Origin of the sequence: Tahibacter soli, assembly GCF_025717065.2 — a bacterium.
GTDB classification, from domain to species: Bacteria; Pseudomonadota; Gammaproteobacteria; order Xanthomonadales; family Rhodanobacteraceae; genus Tahibacter; species Tahibacter soli.
The window spans coordinates 484,426-503,745 of record NZ_JAOVZO020000003.1; the positions used below are offsets into that span (position 1 = coordinate 484,426).

General features: G+C 68.6%; 19 protein-coding genes and 1 pseudogene. 7 read left to right on the forward strand and 13 right to left on the reverse strand.

Annotation, left to right across the window (positions count from 1 at the left end; translation table 11 throughout):
* Positions 1–182: 182 nt before the first annotated feature.
* From cydC to OD750_RS04655, 9 genes and pseudogenes are all read right to left on the reverse strand, one after another.
* Positions 183–1,679, reverse strand: a complete 1,497-nt coding sequence (gene cydC, locus OD750_RS04615) for a thiol reductant ABC exporter subunit CydC (RefSeq protein ID WP_272841788.1) — start codon at positions 1,677–1,679, stop codon at positions 183–185.
* Positions 1,676–4,012, reverse strand: a complete 2,337-nt coding sequence (gene cydD, locus OD750_RS04620) for a thiol reductant ABC exporter subunit CydD (RefSeq protein ID WP_263543096.1) — start codon at positions 4,010–4,012, stop codon at positions 1,676–1,678. Before cydD ends, cydC begins: the two co-directional genes overlap by 4 nt.
* A gap of 28 nt (positions 4,013–4,040) precedes the next feature.
* A complete protein-coding gene (cydX, locus tag OD750_RS04625) occupies positions 4,041–4,157 on the reverse strand; it encodes a cytochrome bd-I oxidase subunit CydX (protein WP_263543097.1) in 117 nt (38 codons plus the stop codon).
* 12 nt (positions 4,158–4,169) lie between these two features.
* Positions 4,170–5,324: a cytochrome d ubiquinol oxidase subunit II gene (cydB, locus tag OD750_RS04630; RefSeq protein ID WP_263543098.1), complete on the reverse strand. Its 1,155-nt coding sequence runs from the start codon at positions 5,322–5,324 to the stop codon at positions 4,170–4,172.
* Positions 5,325–5,334: 10 nt separating this feature from the next.
* On the reverse strand, positions 5,335–6,888 hold the full coding sequence (locus tag OD750_RS04635; protein WP_263543099.1) for a cytochrome ubiquinol oxidase subunit I: 1,554 nt from the start codon (positions 6,886–6,888) through the stop codon (positions 5,335–5,337).
* Between the two features lie 479 nt (positions 6,889–7,367).
* Positions 7,368–8,126 carry a hypothetical protein gene (locus tag OD750_RS04640; RefSeq protein WP_263543100.1) on the reverse strand — a complete coding sequence of 253 codons (759 nt, stop codon included), beginning with the start codon at positions 8,124–8,126 and terminating at the stop codon, positions 7,368–7,370.
* A gap of 316 nt (positions 8,127–8,442) precedes the next feature.
* Complete coding sequence (locus OD750_RS04645) at positions 8,443–8,889, reverse strand: hypothetical protein (protein ID WP_263543101.1); 447 nt, start codon at positions 8,887–8,889, stop codon at positions 8,443–8,445.
* A gap of 85 nt (positions 8,890–8,974) precedes the next feature.
* Complete coding sequence (locus OD750_RS04650) at positions 8,975–9,271, reverse strand: EF-hand domain-containing protein (RefSeq protein WP_263543102.1); 297 nt, start codon at positions 9,269–9,271, stop codon at positions 8,975–8,977.
* 193 nt (positions 9,272–9,464) lie between these two features.
* A pseudogene (locus OD750_RS04655) lies at positions 9,465–11,559 on the reverse strand (DEAD/DEAH box helicase).
* A gap of 173 nt (positions 11,560–11,732) precedes the next feature.
* Between OD750_RS04655 and OD750_RS04660 the strand changes: the two are divergent.
* Complete coding sequence (locus tag OD750_RS04660; protein ID WP_263543103.1) at positions 11,733–12,659, forward strand: lipase family protein; 927 nt, start codon at positions 11,733–11,735, stop codon at positions 12,657–12,659.
* 202 nt (positions 12,660–12,861) lie between these two features.
* Here the strand turns inward: OD750_RS04660 and OD750_RS04665 are convergent, their stop codons facing one another.
* Complete coding sequence (locus OD750_RS04665) at positions 12,862–13,236, reverse strand: hypothetical protein (RefSeq protein WP_263543104.1); 375 nt, start codon at positions 13,234–13,236, stop codon at positions 12,862–12,864.
* A gap of 26 nt (positions 13,237–13,262) precedes the next feature.
* Positions 13,263–13,958 (reverse strand): phosphatase PAP2 family protein, encoded by a 696-nt coding sequence (locus tag OD750_RS04670; RefSeq protein ID WP_263543105.1) that lies wholly within the window; start codon positions 13,956–13,958, stop codon positions 13,263–13,265.
* A gap of 39 nt (positions 13,959–13,997) precedes the next feature.
* Between OD750_RS04670 and OD750_RS04675 the strand changes: the two genes are divergently transcribed.
* Entirely contained in the window at positions 13,998–15,233 is a 1,236-nt protein-coding gene (locus OD750_RS04675; protein WP_263543106.1) for a winged helix-turn-helix domain-containing protein, read from the forward strand.
* Here the strand turns inward: OD750_RS04675 and OD750_RS04680 are convergent.
* Positions 15,230–15,682, reverse strand: coding sequence for a hypothetical protein (locus OD750_RS04680; RefSeq protein ID WP_263543107.1), 453 nt, complete (start codon positions 15,680–15,682; stop codon positions 15,230–15,232). The genes OD750_RS04675 and OD750_RS04680 overlap by 4 nt on opposite strands.
* 113 nt (positions 15,683–15,795) lie before the next feature.
* Between OD750_RS04680 and OD750_RS04685 the strand changes: the two genes are divergently transcribed.
* Positions 15,796–16,356 carry a hypothetical protein gene (locus tag OD750_RS04685; protein ID WP_263543108.1) on the forward strand — a complete coding sequence of 187 codons (561 nt, stop codon included), beginning with the start codon at positions 15,796–15,798 and terminating at the stop codon, positions 16,354–16,356.
* Between the two features lie 10 nt (positions 16,357–16,366).
* Here OD750_RS04685 and OD750_RS04690 read toward each other — a convergent pair whose 3' ends face one another.
* Complete coding sequence (locus OD750_RS04690; protein ID WP_263543109.1) at positions 16,367–16,810, reverse strand: DUF6265 family protein; 444 nt, start codon at positions 16,808–16,810, stop codon at positions 16,367–16,369.
* A gap of 131 nt (positions 16,811–16,941) precedes the next feature.
* Here OD750_RS04690 and OD750_RS04695 point away from each other — a divergent pair, with 131 nt between their 5' ends.
* From OD750_RS04695 to OD750_RS04710, 4 genes are all read left to right on the forward strand, one after another.
* The gene (locus OD750_RS04695) at positions 16,942–17,472 is read left to right on the forward strand and encodes a YkvA family protein (RefSeq protein WP_263543110.1); all 531 of its coding nucleotides are present in this window, start codon (positions 16,942–16,944) and stop codon (positions 17,470–17,472) included.
* A 63-nt stretch (positions 17,473–17,535) separates the two neighbouring features.
* A complete protein-coding gene (locus OD750_RS04700; RefSeq protein ID WP_263543111.1) occupies positions 17,536–18,105 on the forward strand; it encodes a GNAT family N-acetyltransferase in 570 nt (189 codons plus the stop codon).
* Positions 18,106–18,179: 74 nt separating this feature from the next.
* A complete protein-coding gene (locus OD750_RS04705; RefSeq protein ID WP_263543112.1) occupies positions 18,180–18,668 on the forward strand; it encodes an FKBP-type peptidyl-prolyl cis-trans isomerase in 489 nt (162 codons plus the stop codon).
* Between the two features lie 13 nt (positions 18,669–18,681).
* Entirely contained in the window at positions 18,682–19,236 is a 555-nt protein-coding gene (locus OD750_RS04710) for an NADPH-dependent FMN reductase (protein ID WP_263543113.1), read from the forward strand.
* Positions 19,237–19,320 lie beyond the last annotated feature (84 nt).

Consider the following 19,320-nt stretch of genomic DNA (forward strand, 5'->3'; position numbering starts at 1 on the left):
TTTTGAGCGAGGGATGAGTCATTGTTGAAAAACTGCGCGTTCGATATTGAATTTTTACCATACGCCAATTGTTTCGTGGCTGGAAAAACCGTCGATGGATAAATGACTAAAGACGATTGCTGTCCTGACCCACGCCTCTACTCCGTACGTCACAAAGTTCCGTGTTACATCATCCAAGCCGGCTAGCGGTTCGTCGAGAATGCAAACTGACGGTGGACGCAATAACGTCCTCGCCAACGCCACCCTCCGCGCCTCCCCCCGGAAAGTCCCAAGCCATACTCCCCAATCACCGTCTCAAACCCCTCCGGCAGCCTTTCAAACCACTCATCCAACGCCACAGCTGCCAGCACCGCCCGCAACCTCTCATCGTCCGCCTCCGGATCGCCAAGCTTGAGGTTCTCCCGTAGCGTCGCCGCGAACAAATGCGGTCTTTGCGGCAGGTACGCGATGCGCTTGCGCAGTTCCGCTTCCGGGTAGTCGCGCAGGTCCATGCCGTCGAGTTCGATCGTCCCTTCGTCCGGGTCGCGCTCTCGCACCAGCAGCGACGCCAGCGTGCTTTTGCCGATGCCTGATCGCCCCGTGATCGTCACGCGGCTGCCCGGCGCGATTGTCACGGTGAGGTTGTCGATCACCACGCCTCGGCCCGGGTACGAGAACGTCACGCCTTTCAGCCGGATTTCGCCGCGCGGTTCTGGTAGCGGTTTCGTCGCCGTGGCCGGGAACGTCACCGCCGGCGGCGTGTCGAGCAGCGTCTGCAATCGGTTGCCCGCGGCTTTCGCGCGGTGCCAAGCGATCCATGCGCCCGTTGCTGGCGCGAGGGCTTCGAGTGTTGCGAGCGCGCCGAGGACGACCGCCACGCGCCACATCGGCGGTATGTCGGCGCCGCCGAATGTCAGCGCCGCCCACGCCGACATGCCGACCAGTGCGACGACGATCGCCTGGCCGAACGATTCGCGCAGGCGCTGGCGGAATTCGGCGTCGACCACGGCGCGGTCCTGCCGTTGCCAGTCCTCGCGCCAGCGCGGCCACGCGCCGGTCAGCGACAGCGTCGTGAGGCCGCGCAGTGCATCGACCAAGCCGTCGCGGCGTTGTGCCGCCGCGGCGAGCAGCGCGGTGCTGTCGGCGGCGGCGCGCCTCGCCGTGAGCATCGGCGCGAGCACCGCGGCGGCGATCAGCGGCGGGGCGACGAGCGTCGCGTAGCCGCCGCCGGCGATGGCGGCGACCGTGATCGCGCCCGTGGCGACGACCGCGCTGCCGACCAGCGGCAGGCCGGCGCGCAGCGGCGATTCGTTGAGCGTGTCGACGTCGCGCACGATGCGTTGCAGCAGGTCGCCGTCGCGCCAGCGGGCGAGGGGTTCGGGGGCGAGGGCGGTGAGTCGTCGGTACACGGCCACGCGCACGTCGGCGGCGATGCGCAGCACGGCGTCGTGCGCGACGAGGCGTTCGCCGTAGCGCGCGACGATGCGCACCAGCGCGAACGCGCGGATGATCGCGCCGGGGCGGAAGATTTCGAAGGTGGCGGCGGTGCCGGCGATTCCCGCGATGGCGGTGGACGTGATGAAGGCGCCGGAGTAGGCGATCAGGGCCCAGCTGGCGCCTAGGCCCAGGGCGGTGAGTAGCGCCGCGAGGGCGAGCATGCGGGCGTGGCGGTGGATCAGCGGGGCGAGGCGGAGCGTCATGGGTTGTGGCGCTCGCGCGGCTCGGTGAGGCGGCCTTGGACCAGGACGAGTTCGCGGTCGATCCAGGCTGGGGTTTCGGCGTGGGTGGCTAGGAGGACGGTGATGCCGTGAGTTGTCATCTCGGCGGATGCCGGGGGCTGATTGGCTTGGCGAGCTGCGACTTGCTTGCGGTGAACGCGGATGATTTTGGATGCGGCGAAAACCGAGACTCGACGCGATCCCGTGCGTCGCCCCCTCATCCCAGCCTTCTCCCCCAACGCGGTTGGGGGAGAAGGAGTCGAGGGTTTCTGCGTTGCGTCGTACGGCCCCTCTGAGGCGAAAACCGAGACTCGACGCGACCTCGCGCGTTGCCCCCTCATTCCGGCCTTCTCCCCCGACGCGGTTGGGGGAGAAGGAGTCGAGGGTTTCGGCGTTGCGTCGTACGGCCCCTCTGAGGCGAGAACCGAGACTCGACGCGACCTCGCGCGTTGCCCCCTCATTCCGGCCTTCTCCCCCAACGCGGTTGGGGGAGAAGGAGTCGAGGGTTTCTGCGTTGCGTCGTACGGCCCCTCTGCGGCGAGAACCGAGACTCGACGCGATCCTGCGCGCCGCCCTCTCATTCCAGCCTTCTCCCCCAACGTGGTTGGGGGAGAAGGCGTCGAGGGTTTCGGCGTTGCGTCGCTCAAGCCCTCTCCCCCAAGCTCGCTTGGGGGAGAGGGTTGGGTGAGGGGGCGGCGTCGAAGTCTTCGTTGCGGCCGGGGTGACGAGCAAGCACCCAGCGTCGCAACGAGCGTCTCCGCCGTCTCCGCATCCAGATGCGCCGTCGGCTCATCGAGCAGCCATACATCGGCATCGCGCACCAGCGCTCTTGCGAGCGCCACGCGTTGCAGTTGCCCGCCCGACAGCGAGCCGTCCGCTTCGCCGATCACGCCGTCGGCGCCGCGTGGCAATGCGGCGATCACTTCCGCCAGTCCCGCGCGTTCGATCGCCGTCTCGAAGCGCGACGCATCGACGTCGGCGCCGAGCAGCACGTTTTCGCGGATCGACCGCCGGAACCATTCCGGCCGCTGGTCGAGCCACCCGAGCCGCCGCCACCACGCCGCGCGGTCGAGCTGCGCGAGGTCGACGCCGTCGATGCGCACCGTGCCCGACGTCGGCCTCGCAAAGCCCGCGAGCAGCGCGAGGACCGAGCTCTTGCCCGCGCCGCTCGCGCCGCGCAGCGCCACGCGTTCGCCGCGCGTGATGCGGAAGCTCACGCCGTCGAGCGCGACGCGGCCGTCGGCGTGCCTCAGCGTGACGTTGTCGAATTCGATCGCCGGTGCGTCGTCGCGCGGCGTCGCCGTTGCCGCGCCTTGCGGCCTTGGCGGCGCCGCGGCGAGCGCCGCGCCGATCGCGTCGGCGGCGGCCACGGCGTCGGCGCGCGCGTGGTAGTCGGCGCCGAGTTGTCGCAGCGGCGCGTAGAACTCCGGCGCGAGCAGCAAAATGAACAATGCGCTGCGCAGGTCGATCGCGCCGTAGTGGCCCGTGTCGAACCGCCCGAGCAGCGCGAGGCCGAGGTACAGCGCGACCATCGCGATCGCCGCCGACGCGAAGAATTCGAGCACCGACGACGACAGGAACGCGAGCCGCAGCACGCGCAGCATGCGGCTGCGGTATTCGTTCGCGCCGTCGGCGAGGCGCTGCACGCCGACGTCGGCCGCCGCGAGCAGGCGCAGTGTCGGCAGGCCGCGCACGAGGTCGAGAAAGCGTCCGCCGAGCCGCGCGAGCGCGTCGGCCTGTTCGCGGCTCGCGGCGGCGGCGCCGTAGCCCACGAGCGTCATGAACAGCGGAATCAGCGGCGCGGTGAGCGTCAGCAGCAACGCGGCGAGCCAGCTGTGCGGCAGCACGAGCGCGACGATCGCGAGCGGCACGACGACGGCCACGATGCGTTGCGGCGCGTAGCGCGCGACGTAGCCATCGAGCGCGTCGACCTGTTCGATCGCGAGCGTCGCGAGTGCGCCGTCGTCGCCGAGCCGCGCGCGCAGCGGGCCGAGGCGTTCGAGCGCGTCGAGCACTTCGGCGCGGGCGTTCGCGCGCACGACGATCGCGGCGCGCGCGCCGGCCCAGTCGCGCGTCGCATGGCACGCGCCGCGTGCGAGCACGGCGGCGAGGGCGAGCCATGGCGTCGATGCGGCGATGTCGTTGCCGGCAATCCATGCCTGCGCCGCTTGCGCGACGAGGTACGCGAACGCCGCATACGACAGCGAGGCGGTGACGCCCGCGACGATCGCGAGCCACGACCACTCGCGCACGGCATGAAGATGGCGGCGCAGCCAGCGCGCGGCGGCGGCGTCGCGGTCGGCGGCGGCGCTCATCGCGCGCCGCGCCGGGTAGTGCGATCGGTCACTTCGGCGGCGTTTCTTCGTCGGCCGGATAACCCTGGAACTCCAGCCACATCGCATTGATGATCGCCGCGAACGACGCCATCAGCACGCCCAGTATCCACGCGAAATACCACATCGTCGCGACTCCTCAGTAATGGGTATGCGAACCGCGCACGTCTTCGATCGTGACCGGCCCGCGCATCACGCGGAACACCCAGCTCGTGTACGCGATGATCAGCGGCAGGAAGATCACGGTCATCCAGAACATCCAGCGCAGCGTGAGCTGGCTCGACGTCGCGTCCCACACGGTGAGGCTGTGGCTCGGGTTGAAGCTCGACGGCATCAGGAACGGGAACATCGCGACGCCGGCCGTGGCGATCGTCATCGCGACCGACGTGGCCGTCGCGATGAACGCGCGGCCGGGGCGCTTGTCGGCCCAGCGCCAGCCGAGGAACGCACCGGCGAAGCCGAGCGCGGGAATGACCCACAACAGCGGCATCGCGCGGTAGTTCGTGAACCACGCGCCGGCTTCGCGCACGGCGGTTTTCGCGAGCGGGTTCGACGCGCCTTCGGGGCCGGCGAACTGCGTGATGCGATAGCCGTCGATGCCGAAGGCGAGCCACACGCCGGCGAGCGCGAACGCGACGGCGTAGACGAGCGCCGCGATGCCGAGCCAGCGCCGCGCGCGGTCGCGCACGACGCCGACGGTCTTCAATTGCAGGAACGTCGCGCCGTGCATCACGAGCATGGCAAGGCTCACGACGCCGCACAGCAGGCCGAAGGGATTGAGCAGCCCGAAGAAGCCGCCGTCGTAGTGCACGCGCAGGTCGTCGGCGTAGTGCAGCGGCACGCCCTGCAGCAGATTGCCGAACGCGACGCCGAACACCAGCGACGGTACGAAGCCGGCGATGAAGAGGCACCAGTCCCACGTGCCGCGCCAGCGCGGATCGGGTAGCTTGCTGCGGTAGTCGAAGCCGACCGGGCGCAGGATCAGCGCGAACAGCACGAGGATCAGCGCGACGAAAAATCCGGAAAACGCGGCGGAATACACGAGTGGAAACGCCGCGAAGATCGCGCCGCCGCCGAGGATGAACCACACCTGGTTGCCTTCCCAGGTCGGGCCGACCGCGTTGATCGCGACGCGGCGCTCGTCGTCGTCGTGCGCGATGAACGGCAGCAAGGTGCCGACGCCGAGGTCGAAGCCGTCCATCACGGCGAAGCCGATCAGCAGCACACCGAGAAACAGCCACCAGATCACGCGCAGCGTGTCGTAGCTCATGAGGTACGCGAAGAGTTCGGTCATGGCGGTGTCCTCAATACGCCGCGGCGGGGGCGGTGTGGCCGGCCGGCGCTTCGTCCGGGCCTTTGCGCGCGAACTTCACCATCAGGTACATCTCGACGACGAGCAGCGCGGTGTACAGCAGCACGAAGCCGGTGAGACTGAAGATCAGATCGCCGACCGTCAGCGACGACACGCTCATCCACGTCGGCAGCACTTCGGCGACGGTCCACGGCTGGCGCCCGAGTTCGGCGACGAGCCAGCCCATTTCCGAGGCGATCCACGGCAGCGGCGTCATCAGCACCGCGAGCTTGAGCACCCAGCGCTGGCGCATGATCGCGCGGCGCGACGCCGACACCAGCGCGATGACGAATCCGACGAGCATCAGCACGCCGCAGCCGACCATGATGCGGAACGCCCAGAACAGCGGGGCGACGGGCGGAATGGCGTCTTTTACCGCTTTCTGGATTTGTTCCTCGGTCGCGTCGACGACGTTCGGCGCGTGGCGCTTGAGCAGGAGGCCGTAGCCGAGATCGTCCTGCACGGCCTTGAACGCTTCCTTCGCGGCCGCGTCGGCCGGGTTCGCGCGCAGGTGTTGCAAGGCGGCGTAGGCCTTCATGCCGCCGCGGATGCGCGTTTCGTGTTCGTTCGACAGGTCTTTGAGGCCCGTCACCTTCTCGTCGAGCGAGCGCGTGGCGATGAGGCCCATCATCCACGGGATTTCGATCGCGTGGGTGGTGCGCATGTTGTCCTGGTCGATCGCACCGACGAGCGTGAACGGCGCCGGCGGCGGATGCGTTTCCCACATTGCCTCGATCGCGGCGAGCTTCACCTTCTGCACGTGGCCGAGTTCGTAGCCGCTTTCGTCGCCGAGCGTGATGACCGACAAGGTGGAGGCGAGGCCGAACGCCGCGGCGATCGCGAACGAGCGCTGCGCGAACGCGACGTGGCGCTTCCTGAGCAGGTACCACGCACTGATGCCGAGCACGAAGCACGAGCCGGTGACGTAGCCCGCCGACACCGTGTGCACGAACTTCACCTGCGCGACGGGGCTGAAGAACACTTCGGCGAAGCTCGTCAGTTCCATGCGCAGCGTTTCGTGGTTGAACTCCGCGCCGACCGGATACTGCATCCAGCCGTTCGCGACGAGTATCCACAATGCGGAAAAGTTCGATCCGAGCGCGACGAGCCAGGTGACCATCAGGTGCTTGACCTTGGACAGTCGATCCCAGCCGAAGAAGAAGAGGCCGACGAACGTCGATTCGAGGAAGAAGGCCATGAGGCCTTCGATCGCGAGCGGCGTGCCGAAGATGTCGCCGACGTATTGCGAGTAGTACGACCAGTTCGTGCCGAACTGGAATTCCATCGTGATGCCGGTGGCGACGCCGAGCGCGAAGTTGATGCCGAACAGCTTGCCCCAGAACTTCGTCATCTCGCGGTAGATGGGGTTGCCGGTCATGACGTAGACCGATTCCATGATCGCGAGCAGGAACGAAAGGCCGAGCGTCAGCGGCACGAACAGGAAGTGGTACAGCACGGTGACGGCGAACTGCAGGCGGGACAGATCGACGAGCGTGTCGGAGATCATCGGCGGGCGCCTCCGGGCGGGTATTCGAGTGCGGCCGGCGGACCGCGCGGCCCGTCGGGAAAGTGCGCACTCGTACAATTAGCACCGCGTGAAGACGATGTCGATGCGTTGCGACGTTTCGCCACGTTTGGGGGAGGCGGAGACGGCACGTTTCGGGAGCGACGGGGTGTCCGGACGAAGACATTGCGTCGATCAAGACGTCGAGTCGATGAAGACGTCGCGCCGTCTACGAAGCCGTCATCCCAGCGCAAGCTGGGATCCAGCCTTTGCCCTCGCTCGTCATTCCGTCGGAGGCCGGACTGCGTAGGCATGGATGCGAAGCGAACATTCGCGTAGCGAATGGGCCGGAGGCCGAACCGCGGAAGCGGTGAGTAATTCAGCTTCCAGCGTTCGGTGTTTACTGAAGCCGAAAAGGTGGATCCCAGCTTTCGCTGGGATGACGGGCAAAAAAACAGGCAAAACAGCCGGGCAGAAAGAAGCTACGCGACGACCGCCCACCCCGCGGCATCCAGCGCCGCATTGACGATCCGCGTCGTCACGCGCGCCCGGTTCATCAGAATGTCGGCGAACAGCAGCGCGACGATCGCGAGCCACGCCGCGTACGCGAAGCCGAGGAAGTCGTTGAAGACGATCGTGTGCAGCCAGTTCTGCTTGAACAGATACAGCGAGCCGACGATGACGACGGCGCCGACGATCGCGATCGCCGGCAATACCGTCTGCAACGCCGCACGGCGCCGCGCGACCGCCGTCAGGGCGAGCAGCGCGAACGCGACGGCGTTCGTGCCGGTGAAGATGCGGAATTCGCGCATGAGGCTCGCCGACACGTGCGCATACGTCGATTCGAGCAGGCTTGCGAGCCGTGTGCGCACTTGCAGGAGCGAGGCGAGGTGTTCGTTCGCGGACGCGCGCAGGTAGTCGGCGATGCGCTTGCGGCATGCGCAGTCCGGGTCGAGCATGTTGGCGACGATGCCGGCGATTTTCGCGGGCACCTCGTCGCGCAGCGCGCGGCGCGCCTCGTCGACGTCGACGTCGGTTTTCGCGAGCGCGCGTTCGGCGAATGCCCCGATGCGCGAGTTCGTCAGTGCGTCGATCTTCTGCCCGACACGGCGTTCGATTTCGAGCCGCACGATGTCGCGCGCGCCGCGTTCGATCGCGAGCGGGTTCGCGTACGACAGCGCGAAGAGGCCGCCGAACAGCGCGGCGCAGACGAGGCCGACGATCAGGATGAGGCGGTGCATGCGCGACGTTCCCCGGATTGGTCCGATGCAGGGATGCGCGGGGGATGCTCGGGGTTCAAACGGACGAGTGTCAAACGCGGACGAAAACCAGAACTCGACGCGATCGTGCGCGCCGCCCCCTCAACCCAACCTTCTCCCAACGCGGTTGGGGGAGAAGGAGCCGAGGATTCGGACGTCGCGCCGCTTGAGCCCTCTCCTCCAAGCTCGCTTGCGGGAGAGGGTTGGGTGAGGGGGCGACGCCGAACTCTTCGTTGTGTCGTCGGAAAATTCGATCGCCAGCGCTGCGCGCATGACGAGTAAAACGGTATCGATCGCGTCAGATCATCGTCTGCGCCGGATAGATCAACCGCTCGATCGCCAGCGGCAGGTAGCGCCGCGCGAAGATCGGATGGTGGCGCTTGATCACCGCCATGATGCGCTGGCAGTCGTCGTCGGTCGGCGCGTGCGCGAACAGGAACGCGCCGCCGCGCCGCGCGAGCTTGAGGTCGTCGTCGATGTAGCCCGCTTCGGTGCCGATCGACTTGGCGAGGTGCATCTTGAAGCGTTCGAACAGGCCCGCGTCGTCGACCGACTCGAGCCGGTTGACCACGAAGCTGCCGGAGGCCGCGCGCACTTCGTCCGGCGCGATGCCGTGTTCGACCAGCGCGGCTTCGGTCGCTTCGGCGTGATCGAGATTGTCGAAGCCGGCCACGATGTAGTGGCGCGGATAGAACATGCCGAACGACGTGTCCGATTCCTTGAAAAAATCCCAATGGGCTTTCATGGCGGTCTCCACGTTGCGCGCCCGCGCCAGCGGGCGAGGGGCCGCGGCGCCGGCGCGCCGCGGCAGCGGGTCAAAGTCTACTCGCTCAGCGTTTCTCGTCGGTGTACTTCTTGAACTCGTCGCCCGAGAGCTTGCCGTCGCTGTTCTGGTCGAATCGCGCGAACTTGCCCTGCAGTTCGTGGCCCTGCGGGATTTCGCTCTTGTCGACGAAGCCGTCCTGGTTGCGGTCGAGCTGCGCGAGCGAGACGAACGCGTCGGGCTCGACCGGCGGATCGAGCTTCGCCGGCGGCGGCGTGGCCGCCTGCGCGAGCGCGCCGCCGGCCGCCGCGGCGAAAGCGATTGCGATGATGACGTTGCGTAGCGTTGTCGGTCGGGTGCGCATGGCGGTACCTCTCGTCGGAGTCGGTATCGGTCATGACGCAGGGGACATGCCAGAACGCGGCGCCGTCGGCGCGACCGTCCGCAAACGCCCGCTGCGCCTGGTTTTCGGCGCCCGCGTGTCGTGCGCGGTCATACCGCGTCGCTCGCTCACCGTGCAACGGTGCGCGAGCGTGTCGGGCAGGTTGCCCGGACGGTCAGCGCTGCTTCGGCGGCGGCTTGCGGCCGCCCTGTGGGCGCGGCCGATCGCCTTGCGGACGCGGCCGATCGCCCGACGGACGCGGCCGGTCGCCCTGCGGCTTGAAGCGCGGCACGAACTTGTCGCGGTGCTGCGCGTCGGGTTCCTCGCCGGCGCGCGTGATGCGCAGCTGCTGGCCCGACACCCACACCTTCTTGAGGTGCTTGAACACGTCGCCCGGCATGCCCTGGGGCAGGTCGATCATGCTGTGGTCGTCGCGGATGTCGATGCGGCCGATGTTCGCGCTGTCGAGCCCGGCTTCGTTCGCGATCGCGCCGACGATGTTCGCCGGCTTCACGCCGTGCGCATGGCCGACTTCGATGCGGAACGTCTCCATGCCCTGTTCCTGCCGGCGCGGGCGCTCCGGACGATCGGAACGCTCCGGTCGCTCGGCGCGTTCCGGACGCGGCGCGCGTTCGCGCGGCGGCGCTTCGCGCTGTGCGGGCGCGGGCACGTCGAGGCGCTCGATGCGATGCGCCGGTTCGCGCGGCGCTTCGGCGCGCGGCTCGTGACGCGGCTCGTGGTGCTGCGGCGCGGGTGCCGGTTCGGCGCGTGCCGGCGCTTGCACTTGCGGCTGCCAGGTCGGGCGCGGCGTCGCGGCGTTCGAGCCGTCGCGCTGGCGGTCGGGGCGGCGGTCGTCGCGCGGCGCACGCGGGCGGTCGTCGCGCTCGCGCCGCTCGCTCCACTTTTCGCGTTCGTTGCGCTCGAATTTCTTTTCCGGCTCGAGCAGGAGCGGCACGTCGCCCTGCGCGAGCTTCGCGAGCGCGGCGGCGATTTCGAGCGCCGGCACGTCGTGGTCCTGCTCGTACTGTTCGATCAGCTGCTGGAAGAACTCCAGGCCGCCGCCGGCGCGCGCGTCGGAGATGCGCTGCTTGAACTTCGCGATGCGCTGGTCGTTCACCGCCTCGACGGTCGGCAGCGTCATCTGCTCGATCGGCTGGCGCGTCGCGCGCTCGATCGCGCGCAGCATGCCGCGTTCGCGCGGCGACACGAACAGGATCGCCTCGCCGCTGCGACCCGCGCGGCCGGTGCGGCCGATGCGGTGCACGTAGGCCTCGGTGTCGTACGGGATGTCGTAGTTGAGCACGTGGCTGATGCGCTCGACGTCGAGGCCGCGCGCGGCGACGTCGGTCGCCACGAGGATGTCGACCTGGCCGTCCTTGAGGCGCGCGATCGTGCGCTCGCGCTGCTGCTGCGGAATGTCGCCGTTGATCGCGGCGGCCGAAACCCCTCGCGGCGAGCTTTTCGGCGAGTTCTTCGGTGGCCTGCTTGGTACGCGCGAATACGATCATCGCGTCGAAGGTCTCGGCTTCGAGGATGCGCGTCAGCGCGTCGAGCTTGTGCACGCCGCTGACGCCCCAGTAGCGCTGGCGGATGTTCGCGGCGGTCTGCGTCTTGCCCTTGATCGTGACTTCGGCGGGGTCTTTGAGGTGGTTCTGCGCGATGCGGCGGATCGGCGCCGGCATCGTCGCGGAGAACAGCGCGACCTGGCGCGTCGGCGGCGTCTTTTCGAGCACGGCCTCGACGTCGTCCACAAATCCCATGCGCAGCATCTCGTCGGCTTCGTCGAGCACGAGCACGGCGAGCTCGGACAGGTCGAGCGTGCCGCGGTTCAAGTGGTCGATCACGCGGCCCGGCGTGCCGACGATCACCTGCACGCCGCGCTTGAGCGCATGCAGCTGCGGGCCGTAGCCCTGGCCGCCGTAGATCGGCAGGATCGTGAAGTTCGGCAGGTGCACGGCGTACTTCGTGAACGCTTCGGCCACCTGGATGGCGAGTTCGCGGGTCGGCGCCAGCACCAGCGCCTGCGGCAGGCGCTTGTTCGGATCGAGCCGGGCGAGCACGGGCAGCGCGAACGCGGCGGTCTTGCCGGTGCCGGTCTGGGCCTGGCCGAGCACGTCGCGGCCGGCGAGCAGCGGCGGGATCGTGGCGGCCTGGATCGGCGACGGCGACTCGTAGCCGACGTCGTCGAGCGCGCGGATCAGCGCCTCGGGCAGCGCCATTTCGCGGAAGGTCGGTTGAGCCGGCGCGGGGTTTTCGGTTTCGTCGTTCATGGGCAGGCTCGGAAGGAATGGGGTCTATTGTCGCACGCCGCCCCTCAAACCCGTATTCCGCGGTCTTCACGCGGCCCATGGCGTCTCACAAAGGAACAATGCGGCGCTGCTATAGTCGCGCGGCTGCCGTACGCGGGGCGGCGGCTTCCCCACGTCAACAAAGGAAGCTCACGATGACTCTCGTCTTCACTCCGGGCGGCGATGCCGTCGCCGCGGTCGGCGTCACGCTCGCGTCGATGGCCTACGCGGCCGATCGCGAAACGATCGCGAACCTGCTCGCCGACGCGTCGCTGTCGACCGGCGGCGCCTGGTCGCTCGCGTGGTACGCGGCGGATTCGGCGAACCAGGTGTACGTCGCGCAGGACGCGTCGACCGGCCAGTACGCGATCGCGATCCGCGGCTCGATCACCGATCCGCACAGCGAGGCGTTCTGGGACGACTGGTTCAAGCAGGACCTGCGCGTGTTCAAGATGACCGACTGGACCTACGGCGGAGCGCCGGACGGCGCGAAGATCTCGAACGGTTCGAACGACGGCCTTGCGAGCCTGATCGGCCTCGTCGACACCTCGCTCAACCAGACGCTGCAGCAGTTTTTCGCGGCGAACGCGCCGACGCAGATCACGGCGGTCGTCGGCCACAGCCTCGGCGGCGCGCTCGCGACGGTGCTCGCGCCGTGGCTGCAGCAGCAGTTTTCGTCGGCGCCGATGTTCTGGCCGGTGACGTACGCGGGACCGACCGCCGGCAACGCGGTGTTCGCCGGCTGGCTCGAAAGCGACTATGCGATGACGACGAACCGCTACTTCAACGTCAACGACGTGGTGCCGCACGGCTGGTGGGACGTCGACTGGATCAAGTCGTCGTTCCAGTCGACCGGACCGTATTTTCCGCTCGAGCTGGTGCCGTTCGTCGATGCGATCAACGAACTGCTGATCCATGACGGCGACGACTACACGCAGCCGGGCGCGGGCACGGCGTTGACGAATCCGGTCGTGGTCAACATCAGCTGGTTCGCCGATGCCGGCGACCAGCATTCGTGCAGCGGCACCTACGTGCCGCTGTGCGGGGCGGTGAGTTTCAACAACGGGTCGAGCGGGAACTGAGGCGATAGAAGTTGCCTCGCCCGCAACGAAGATCTCGACGTCGCCCCCTCACCCAGCCCTCTCCCCCAACGCGGTTGGGGGAGAGGGCTCAAGCAGCGGCGTCGGTGCTTTGCTCCCTCTCTCCCAAGCTTGCTTGGGGGAGAGGGCCGGGGTGAGGGGGATGCGCGAACGATCGCCTCGTGCCCGGCTTTTCGCGAGTGCGCTACGGCCGCGACGACAGCGTCAACGCCACCGCGCCGGCGAGGAGCAAAGCTTCGAGCGCCGCGACGCCGAGGATCGTGCCGCTGACCGGCCAGTGCATCGCCATGCCGATCGCGCGGAACAGCACGAGCCCCGCGTACAGGCACAGCGAAAACATCAGCGCGACGCGCTGCGCCTGCGGGCTCGCATAGGCCGCCCACGCGTAGAACGCCGCGACGCCGAGCTCGAGGCCGGCGTAGACCGTGAAGAACTCGACCTTGCCCGAGGCGTCGCCCGACAAGCCCAGCGATGCCGCGATCTTTGCCGGCGCGACGGCCGACATGACGCCGAACACCGCATAGATCACCGCATTCGCCCACAGGTACACGACGAGCATTGCGTTCTCCACGAGTGGAAACGTCGTCAGTGTATCCCGGCCTCGCGCAGTTCGCGTTGCGCGGCCGTGAAATCGGCGCGGAACGCCGCGTCCGCCTGCAGCCGCTGTGCGATCAGCGTGCCGGCGATCGCGCCGGCCGTGACGTCGGTCGGGTAGTGCACGCCGTTGACGACGCGGTTCCAGGCGAAGCGGTCGGCGCGCGCGAAGATCGCGTCGCGCCGGCCCGGCAGGAGATCGGCGAGCACGATCGCGTACAGCCGCGCGAGCGTGCCGTGGCCGCTCGGATACGTATCGCCGTCGGGCCGCGACAGCGGTTCGACCGCGCTCGACGCGACGAACGGCCGCGCGCGGTGCCAGTGTTCCTTGGCCGGGTTGACGACCGGACCGATCGATTTCGTCAACCGGCCGAACAGGCGCGCGGTGAGCGGCAGCCTGTCGGCCGCGAAGCCGTCGCCCAGCACATCGGCGAAGCGGAACACGGTGGCTTCGGCGTCGGCCTGCGCCGATGCGGCTTCGGCGGCGCTGCGTGCGCGCTGCGTTGCGAGCACCGCGTCGAGATCGGCCTTGCCGGCCGGGGTGTCGGGCGCGGGCGGCGGCGGCAGCAGGCGGGTGAGTTCGATGCCGCCCTGCACCACGTACGGCTCGGGCGCATCGCGTGCGGCGGCGGGCGCGGCAGCGAGCAGCAGGCAAACGAAATAGGACAAAAATGGGCGCTTGAACATGGCACGATTCCGGTTCGATCCTCACCAATGCATGCACTTATGACCGAACTGTCGCTGTCGCTCAAGCAGGCCCGCCTCGTGCACCTCGCGGCGCAAGGTCTGCTCGCGAAACCGCGCGGCGCGACGCGCGCCAAGCTCGTCGACGCGATCGCGCGCATGCAGCTCTTGCAGATCGACACGATCCACGTCGTCGCGCGCAGCCCGTATCTGACGCTGTTCTCGCGCCTGGGCGCCTACCCGAACGCGTGGCTCGACGAGGCGCTCGCGCGCGGTCAACTCTTCGAGACGTGGTCGCACGAGGCGTGTTTCGCGCCGATCGGCGACTACGCGCTGCATCGCGACCATCGTCCGGCGCGCGCGGGCCACTGGGCGATGCGCCACGCGCAGCGCGTGCGCGACGAGCATCGCCAGGAAACCGACGCGCTGCTCGCGCGCATCGCCGAGCAGGGGCCGGTGAAGTCGTCCGACTTCGAGCGCCCCGAAGGCGCGACCGGCGGCGGCTGGTGGGGCTGGAAGGCCGAAAAGAAGTGGCTCGAAGCGCTGTTCGGCGTCGGCGAGCTGATGATCGCGCGGCGCGAGCGGTTTCATCGCGTGTACGACCTGCGCGAACGCGTGCTCGCGGCGGCCGGCGTCGACGATGCGGCGCTGCCGGCGCGTTCGACCGGCGCGATCAGGCGCGAGCTGATCGCGCGTTCGGTGATGGCGCTCGGCGTCGCACCGGCGCGCTGGATCGCCGACTACTACCGGCTCGGCAAGCAGATCGCCGAGGCCGAACTCGCGCCGCTCGTCGAGGCGGGCGAACTCGAGCGCGTGACGGTCGAGGGCTGGGACAAACCCGGCTACGTGCATCGGGCGAACCGCGAAACCGCGCAGCGCGCGGCCGACGGGCGCCTGCGCGCGACGCACACGACGCTGCTGTCGCCGTTCGATCCGGTGGTGTGGGATCGCGACCGCGCGCTCGCGTTCTTCGATTTCGACTACCGCATCGAGTGCTACACGCCGGAACCGAAACGGCGCTACGGCTATTTCGTGCTGCCGATCCTGGATCGCGGCCGGCTCGTCGGCCGGCTCGACGCGAAGGCGCATCGCAAGGACGCGGTGTTCGAGTTGAAGGCGATCTTTCTCGAAGACGGCGTGCGCGTCGACGACGCGCTCGTCGGCGCCGTCGCGACCGCGATCGCCGAATGCGCGCAGTGGCACGCGACGCCGGCGGTGCGCATCGCGCGCAGCGAGCCGCGCGAACTGGCGGCGGCGCTGCGCTCGGCGTTGCGCTAGAAGAGATCGAACGTCAGACCTTCGCGTTCGTTATCCCAGATCGTGCTGAAGACCCACCAGCGCGCGCCGTCGTGGAACAGCTGTATCGAGTTCGCGCCGCGCTTGATCACGTGCGGCGAGTCGGGCGACGTGCGCGCCTCGTAGCGGCTCCACACGTGCGCGACCTGGCCGAAGCGCTCGACGCGCTGCGCCGTTTCGATCTCGTGGAAATCGTTCGCGGCGAAGAACGGCGCGACGTTCTCGATGTAGGTGTCGTTGTCGAACACCTGCGCCTCGATGCGGCCGTCTTCGTGCACGACGGTGCGCAGGCTGCGCGCGCCGGGCCAGTGCAGGAAGCGGAAGCGCTCCCAGTCGCGCGGCGCGCCGGCCGCGCCGGAGATGCAGGCGTAGATCGCCGGGATGAGGGTTTCGATGCGTTCGGCGTCGCGTTGCCAGTCGGCTCGGGTCATGACGGTTCTCGGCGCGGATGGAGGGCCGAGTCTGCGAGTCGCGACGCCGCCGCCGCCTGTGCGGAAAGTCGCGGACGTGCGACGATGACGCGATCGGACCACCGGAGCGGGCGATGAACGCATTGTGCAGAATGCTGGTTTTTGCAGGGCTCGTCGCCGCATGCGCCGCGGCCGTCGCGGCGGAGCCGGAACTGAAGAAGCTGCGCATTCCGGCAACCGCGCGCGTCGGCAGCGACGAGGTCGGCGCGCCGGCCCAGTTCGAACTCGTGTGCCACGGCGCGAAGAACGGCGCGCTGAGCCTCGCGCTGATCCTGTCGTCGCCCGATGCGATCAAGACGTTTCCGCTGCCCGACTTCGAAGGCCCGGACGGCATCGGCGAATCGAACGACGTCGCGCGCTGGGGCGTCGATACGCGCGGCGACGCGGTGCAGGCGTCGGGTTCGATCGGCGGCTGGTACGGCGTCGACGGCGACGGTTTTTTGCTGTCGCGCTCGGAGCGCGCGCACAAGGCGACGCCGCTCGCGACGATCGTCGCGGCGATGGGCAAGCCCGAGGCGAAGCGGCTGCGGTTGTCGGTGGCCTCGCCCAAGGGCGGCGAAGCGCTGCAGGCGCAGGCGTCGCTCGACGGGCATCAGGCCGATCTGGCGGCGACCGCCAAGGCTTGCCTGCCGTAGAACGGCCGCGCTATTTCGCGCGCTCGTAGTGCCAGTCCTCGCCCTGGAGCTTGCCGTCGACGGTGCCTTCGGTGCGCGCGTCGAGACGATCGGCGCCGGCGCGGCGATAGATCACGCGCTGCGGAAAGTCGTGCTGCGGGTTTTCGAACGTGACACTGTCGGCCTCGACCTTGATCGCGGCGAACTCGGTCGGCGCCGCGCCGCGCGGCTGCGCGACGAACACCAGCGCGTCGCCGCGCGCCTCGATGCGCAGGAATTCGAAGAACGGCTTCCTGCCGCCGACCGTGCGGCCGGCGCCGACCATGAGCCCGTCGGCCGGCGCGAGCCAGATTTCCTCGGTCGTGGTTTTGCCGTTCGAGGTCTTCCAGTGGCCGGCGAGCCACGCCGGCAGCTCGGCCGCGTTCGCGGCGATACCGGCAAGGAGGAGGGCGATAGCTGCGGCAGTGCGGATCATGGCGGCCCCGGCGATGTCGAAACGCGCGGCGATTATGCGCCGTCGCCGCGCCCGACGGGCCGATGGCCGCTCCGACCCCCGGCCTTTGACGCGGCGCAACGTGCCGCGTAGCCTCGCGCGCCGGGGACATCATGCGCATCACTTTCGAACTCGAACCGACCGACATCGCCCGTTTCCACGAAGCGCTCGCGCGCGCCGAACGCCTGGCGCACACGATGGACGAATGCGACATCGTCGAAACGGCCAAGGACGCGCTCAACGCGCTGCCGATCGGCGGCGCGCCGAGCTACGTGCGCGTGCGCCTGACGGCCGTGCAGCGCATGATCCTGATGCTCGAGGACGAGGAGTGGGGCCTGCCGTCCGCCGAGCGCGGCGAGGTGCTGCGCACGCTCGTCTACTTCGCCGATCCCGAGGACATGATTCCCGACCACGTCGAGGTGATCGGCCTGCTCGACGATGCGATCATGCTCGAACTGTTGCTGCGGCGGCTCAAGCACGTGCTGCAGGCGTACGACGATTTCTGCGCGTTCCGGCGCGCGTACGCTCAGGCGACCGACGCTGCCGCGCGGCACGAGCGCGGCACCGCCCTGGCGCGCAAACGCGACGCGCTGCGCGTTCGCATGCGCCGCAGGCTCGAAAAAATCGAGGCCGCGCGTCCGTAAGCGGTGCCTCGTTGCGTTGTAACGTCCAGGCTGCGATCCCCTGCGCACCGAACCTGGCCGACCATGAGCGATAACGATACGTCCGAGCGCCGCGACGCGGCCGCGCGCTACACCATCCGCGCGGCGCGCGAAGACGAGGCGCAGCGCCTGTCGACGCTGATGCGCGCCTGTTTTCTTGCCGCCTACCGCGATTCGGCGACGCCGGAAAACATCGCCGCGCACCTGGATCGCAGCTACCGCACCGATCTGCAGGCCGCCGAGCTCGCGCGGCCGCAGCGGCGCACGCTCGTCGCGGAAGCCGACGGCGCCTGGGCCGGCTACGCGCAGGTCGATTTCGCGACCGACCCGCCGGTGCCGCTCGACGTTTCCGGCGCCGTGCAGCTGTCGCGCATTTACCTCTTGCCCGAGCACCACGGCACGGGCCTCGCCGCGCGCCTGCTCGGCGCGGTACGCGACCTCGCGGCCGGCCAGGGCGCCGGCGCGTGGTGGCTCACGGTGTGGAAGGAATCGCCGCGCGCGATCGCGTTCTACCGGGCGCAGGGCTTTCGCGAGGTCGGCGAATGCACGTTCCTGATCGGCGACGACCCGCAGGTCGACTACGTCATGGTCGGGCCGATCAGGCCGGCGGGCTGAGCCCGCCCGGCGCGTCGGATGACGCGGCGGGCCGGGGCCGCTAACATTCGCGCCCCGAATTGAAGGCAACGTCCATGATCGCCGAGAAAGACAAGATCGTCAGCTTCCACTATTCGCTTACCGACGAGAGCGGCGAAGTGGTCGACTCCTCGCAGACGCGCGGCGTGCCGCTGTCGGTGCTGCTCGGCCACGGCAACATCATCCCGGCCATGGACAAGGCGCTCGTCGGCAAGACCGCCGGCGACAAGTTCGAAGTGGTCGCGGCGCCGGACGAGGCCTACGGTCCGCGCAACGACGACGCGAAGCAGCGCGTGCCGAAGAAGTACTTCCAGAACGGCGCGAAGCTCAAGGCCGGCGACGTGACGGTGCTGGCGTTGAAGCAGGGCGGCCAGCGCGTCGTGACCGTGCTGAAGGTCGGCATGACCGCGATCGACGTGGATCTCAACCATCCGCTCGCGGGCCAGACGCTGAAGTTCGACGTCGAGGTGGTGTCGGTGCGCGATCCGGACGAGAGCGAGCTCGCTCACGGTCACGCGCATGGCGACGGCGGCGCAGGGCATTGACGGGAGAAATCGCATGAGCACGATCCGCGTACTCGGCATCTGCGGCAGTCTGCGCAAGGGTTCGTACAACCGCATGCTGCTCAAGGCGGCCGGCGAGGAACTGCCCGAAGGCATGACCCTGACGACGGCCGACATCGCCGGCATTCCGGCGTACGACACCGACGTCGAGGGCAATCCGCCCGAATCGGTGAAAAAGCTCAAGGCGCAGATCCGCGAGGCCGACGCGCTGCTGATCGTTTCTCCGGAGTATAACTATTCCATTCCGGGACATTTGAAGAACGCGATCGACTGGGCGTCGCGTCCGCCGCAGGAAAGTCCGTTCCGCGACAAGCCGCTGGCGATCATGGGCGCAAGCATCAGCGCGCTCGGCACCGCGCGCATGCAGTATCACCTGCGCCAGGTCGCGGTGTTCCTCGACATGCACGTGCTGAACAAGCCCGAGGTCATGGTGGCCGGCGCGCAGGACAAGTTCGACGCCGACGGCAAGCTGACCGACGCCAAGACGCGCGAAATCGTGCACAAGGCGATGGTCGCGCTCGGCGAGTGGACGAAGCGGTTGAAGGTTTGACGTCGCGCTGAAAGCTGACGCTCCCTCTCCCCCGCAGGCTTGCGGGGGAGAGGGCCGGGGTGAGGGGGAGAGCGCTGCGCATTT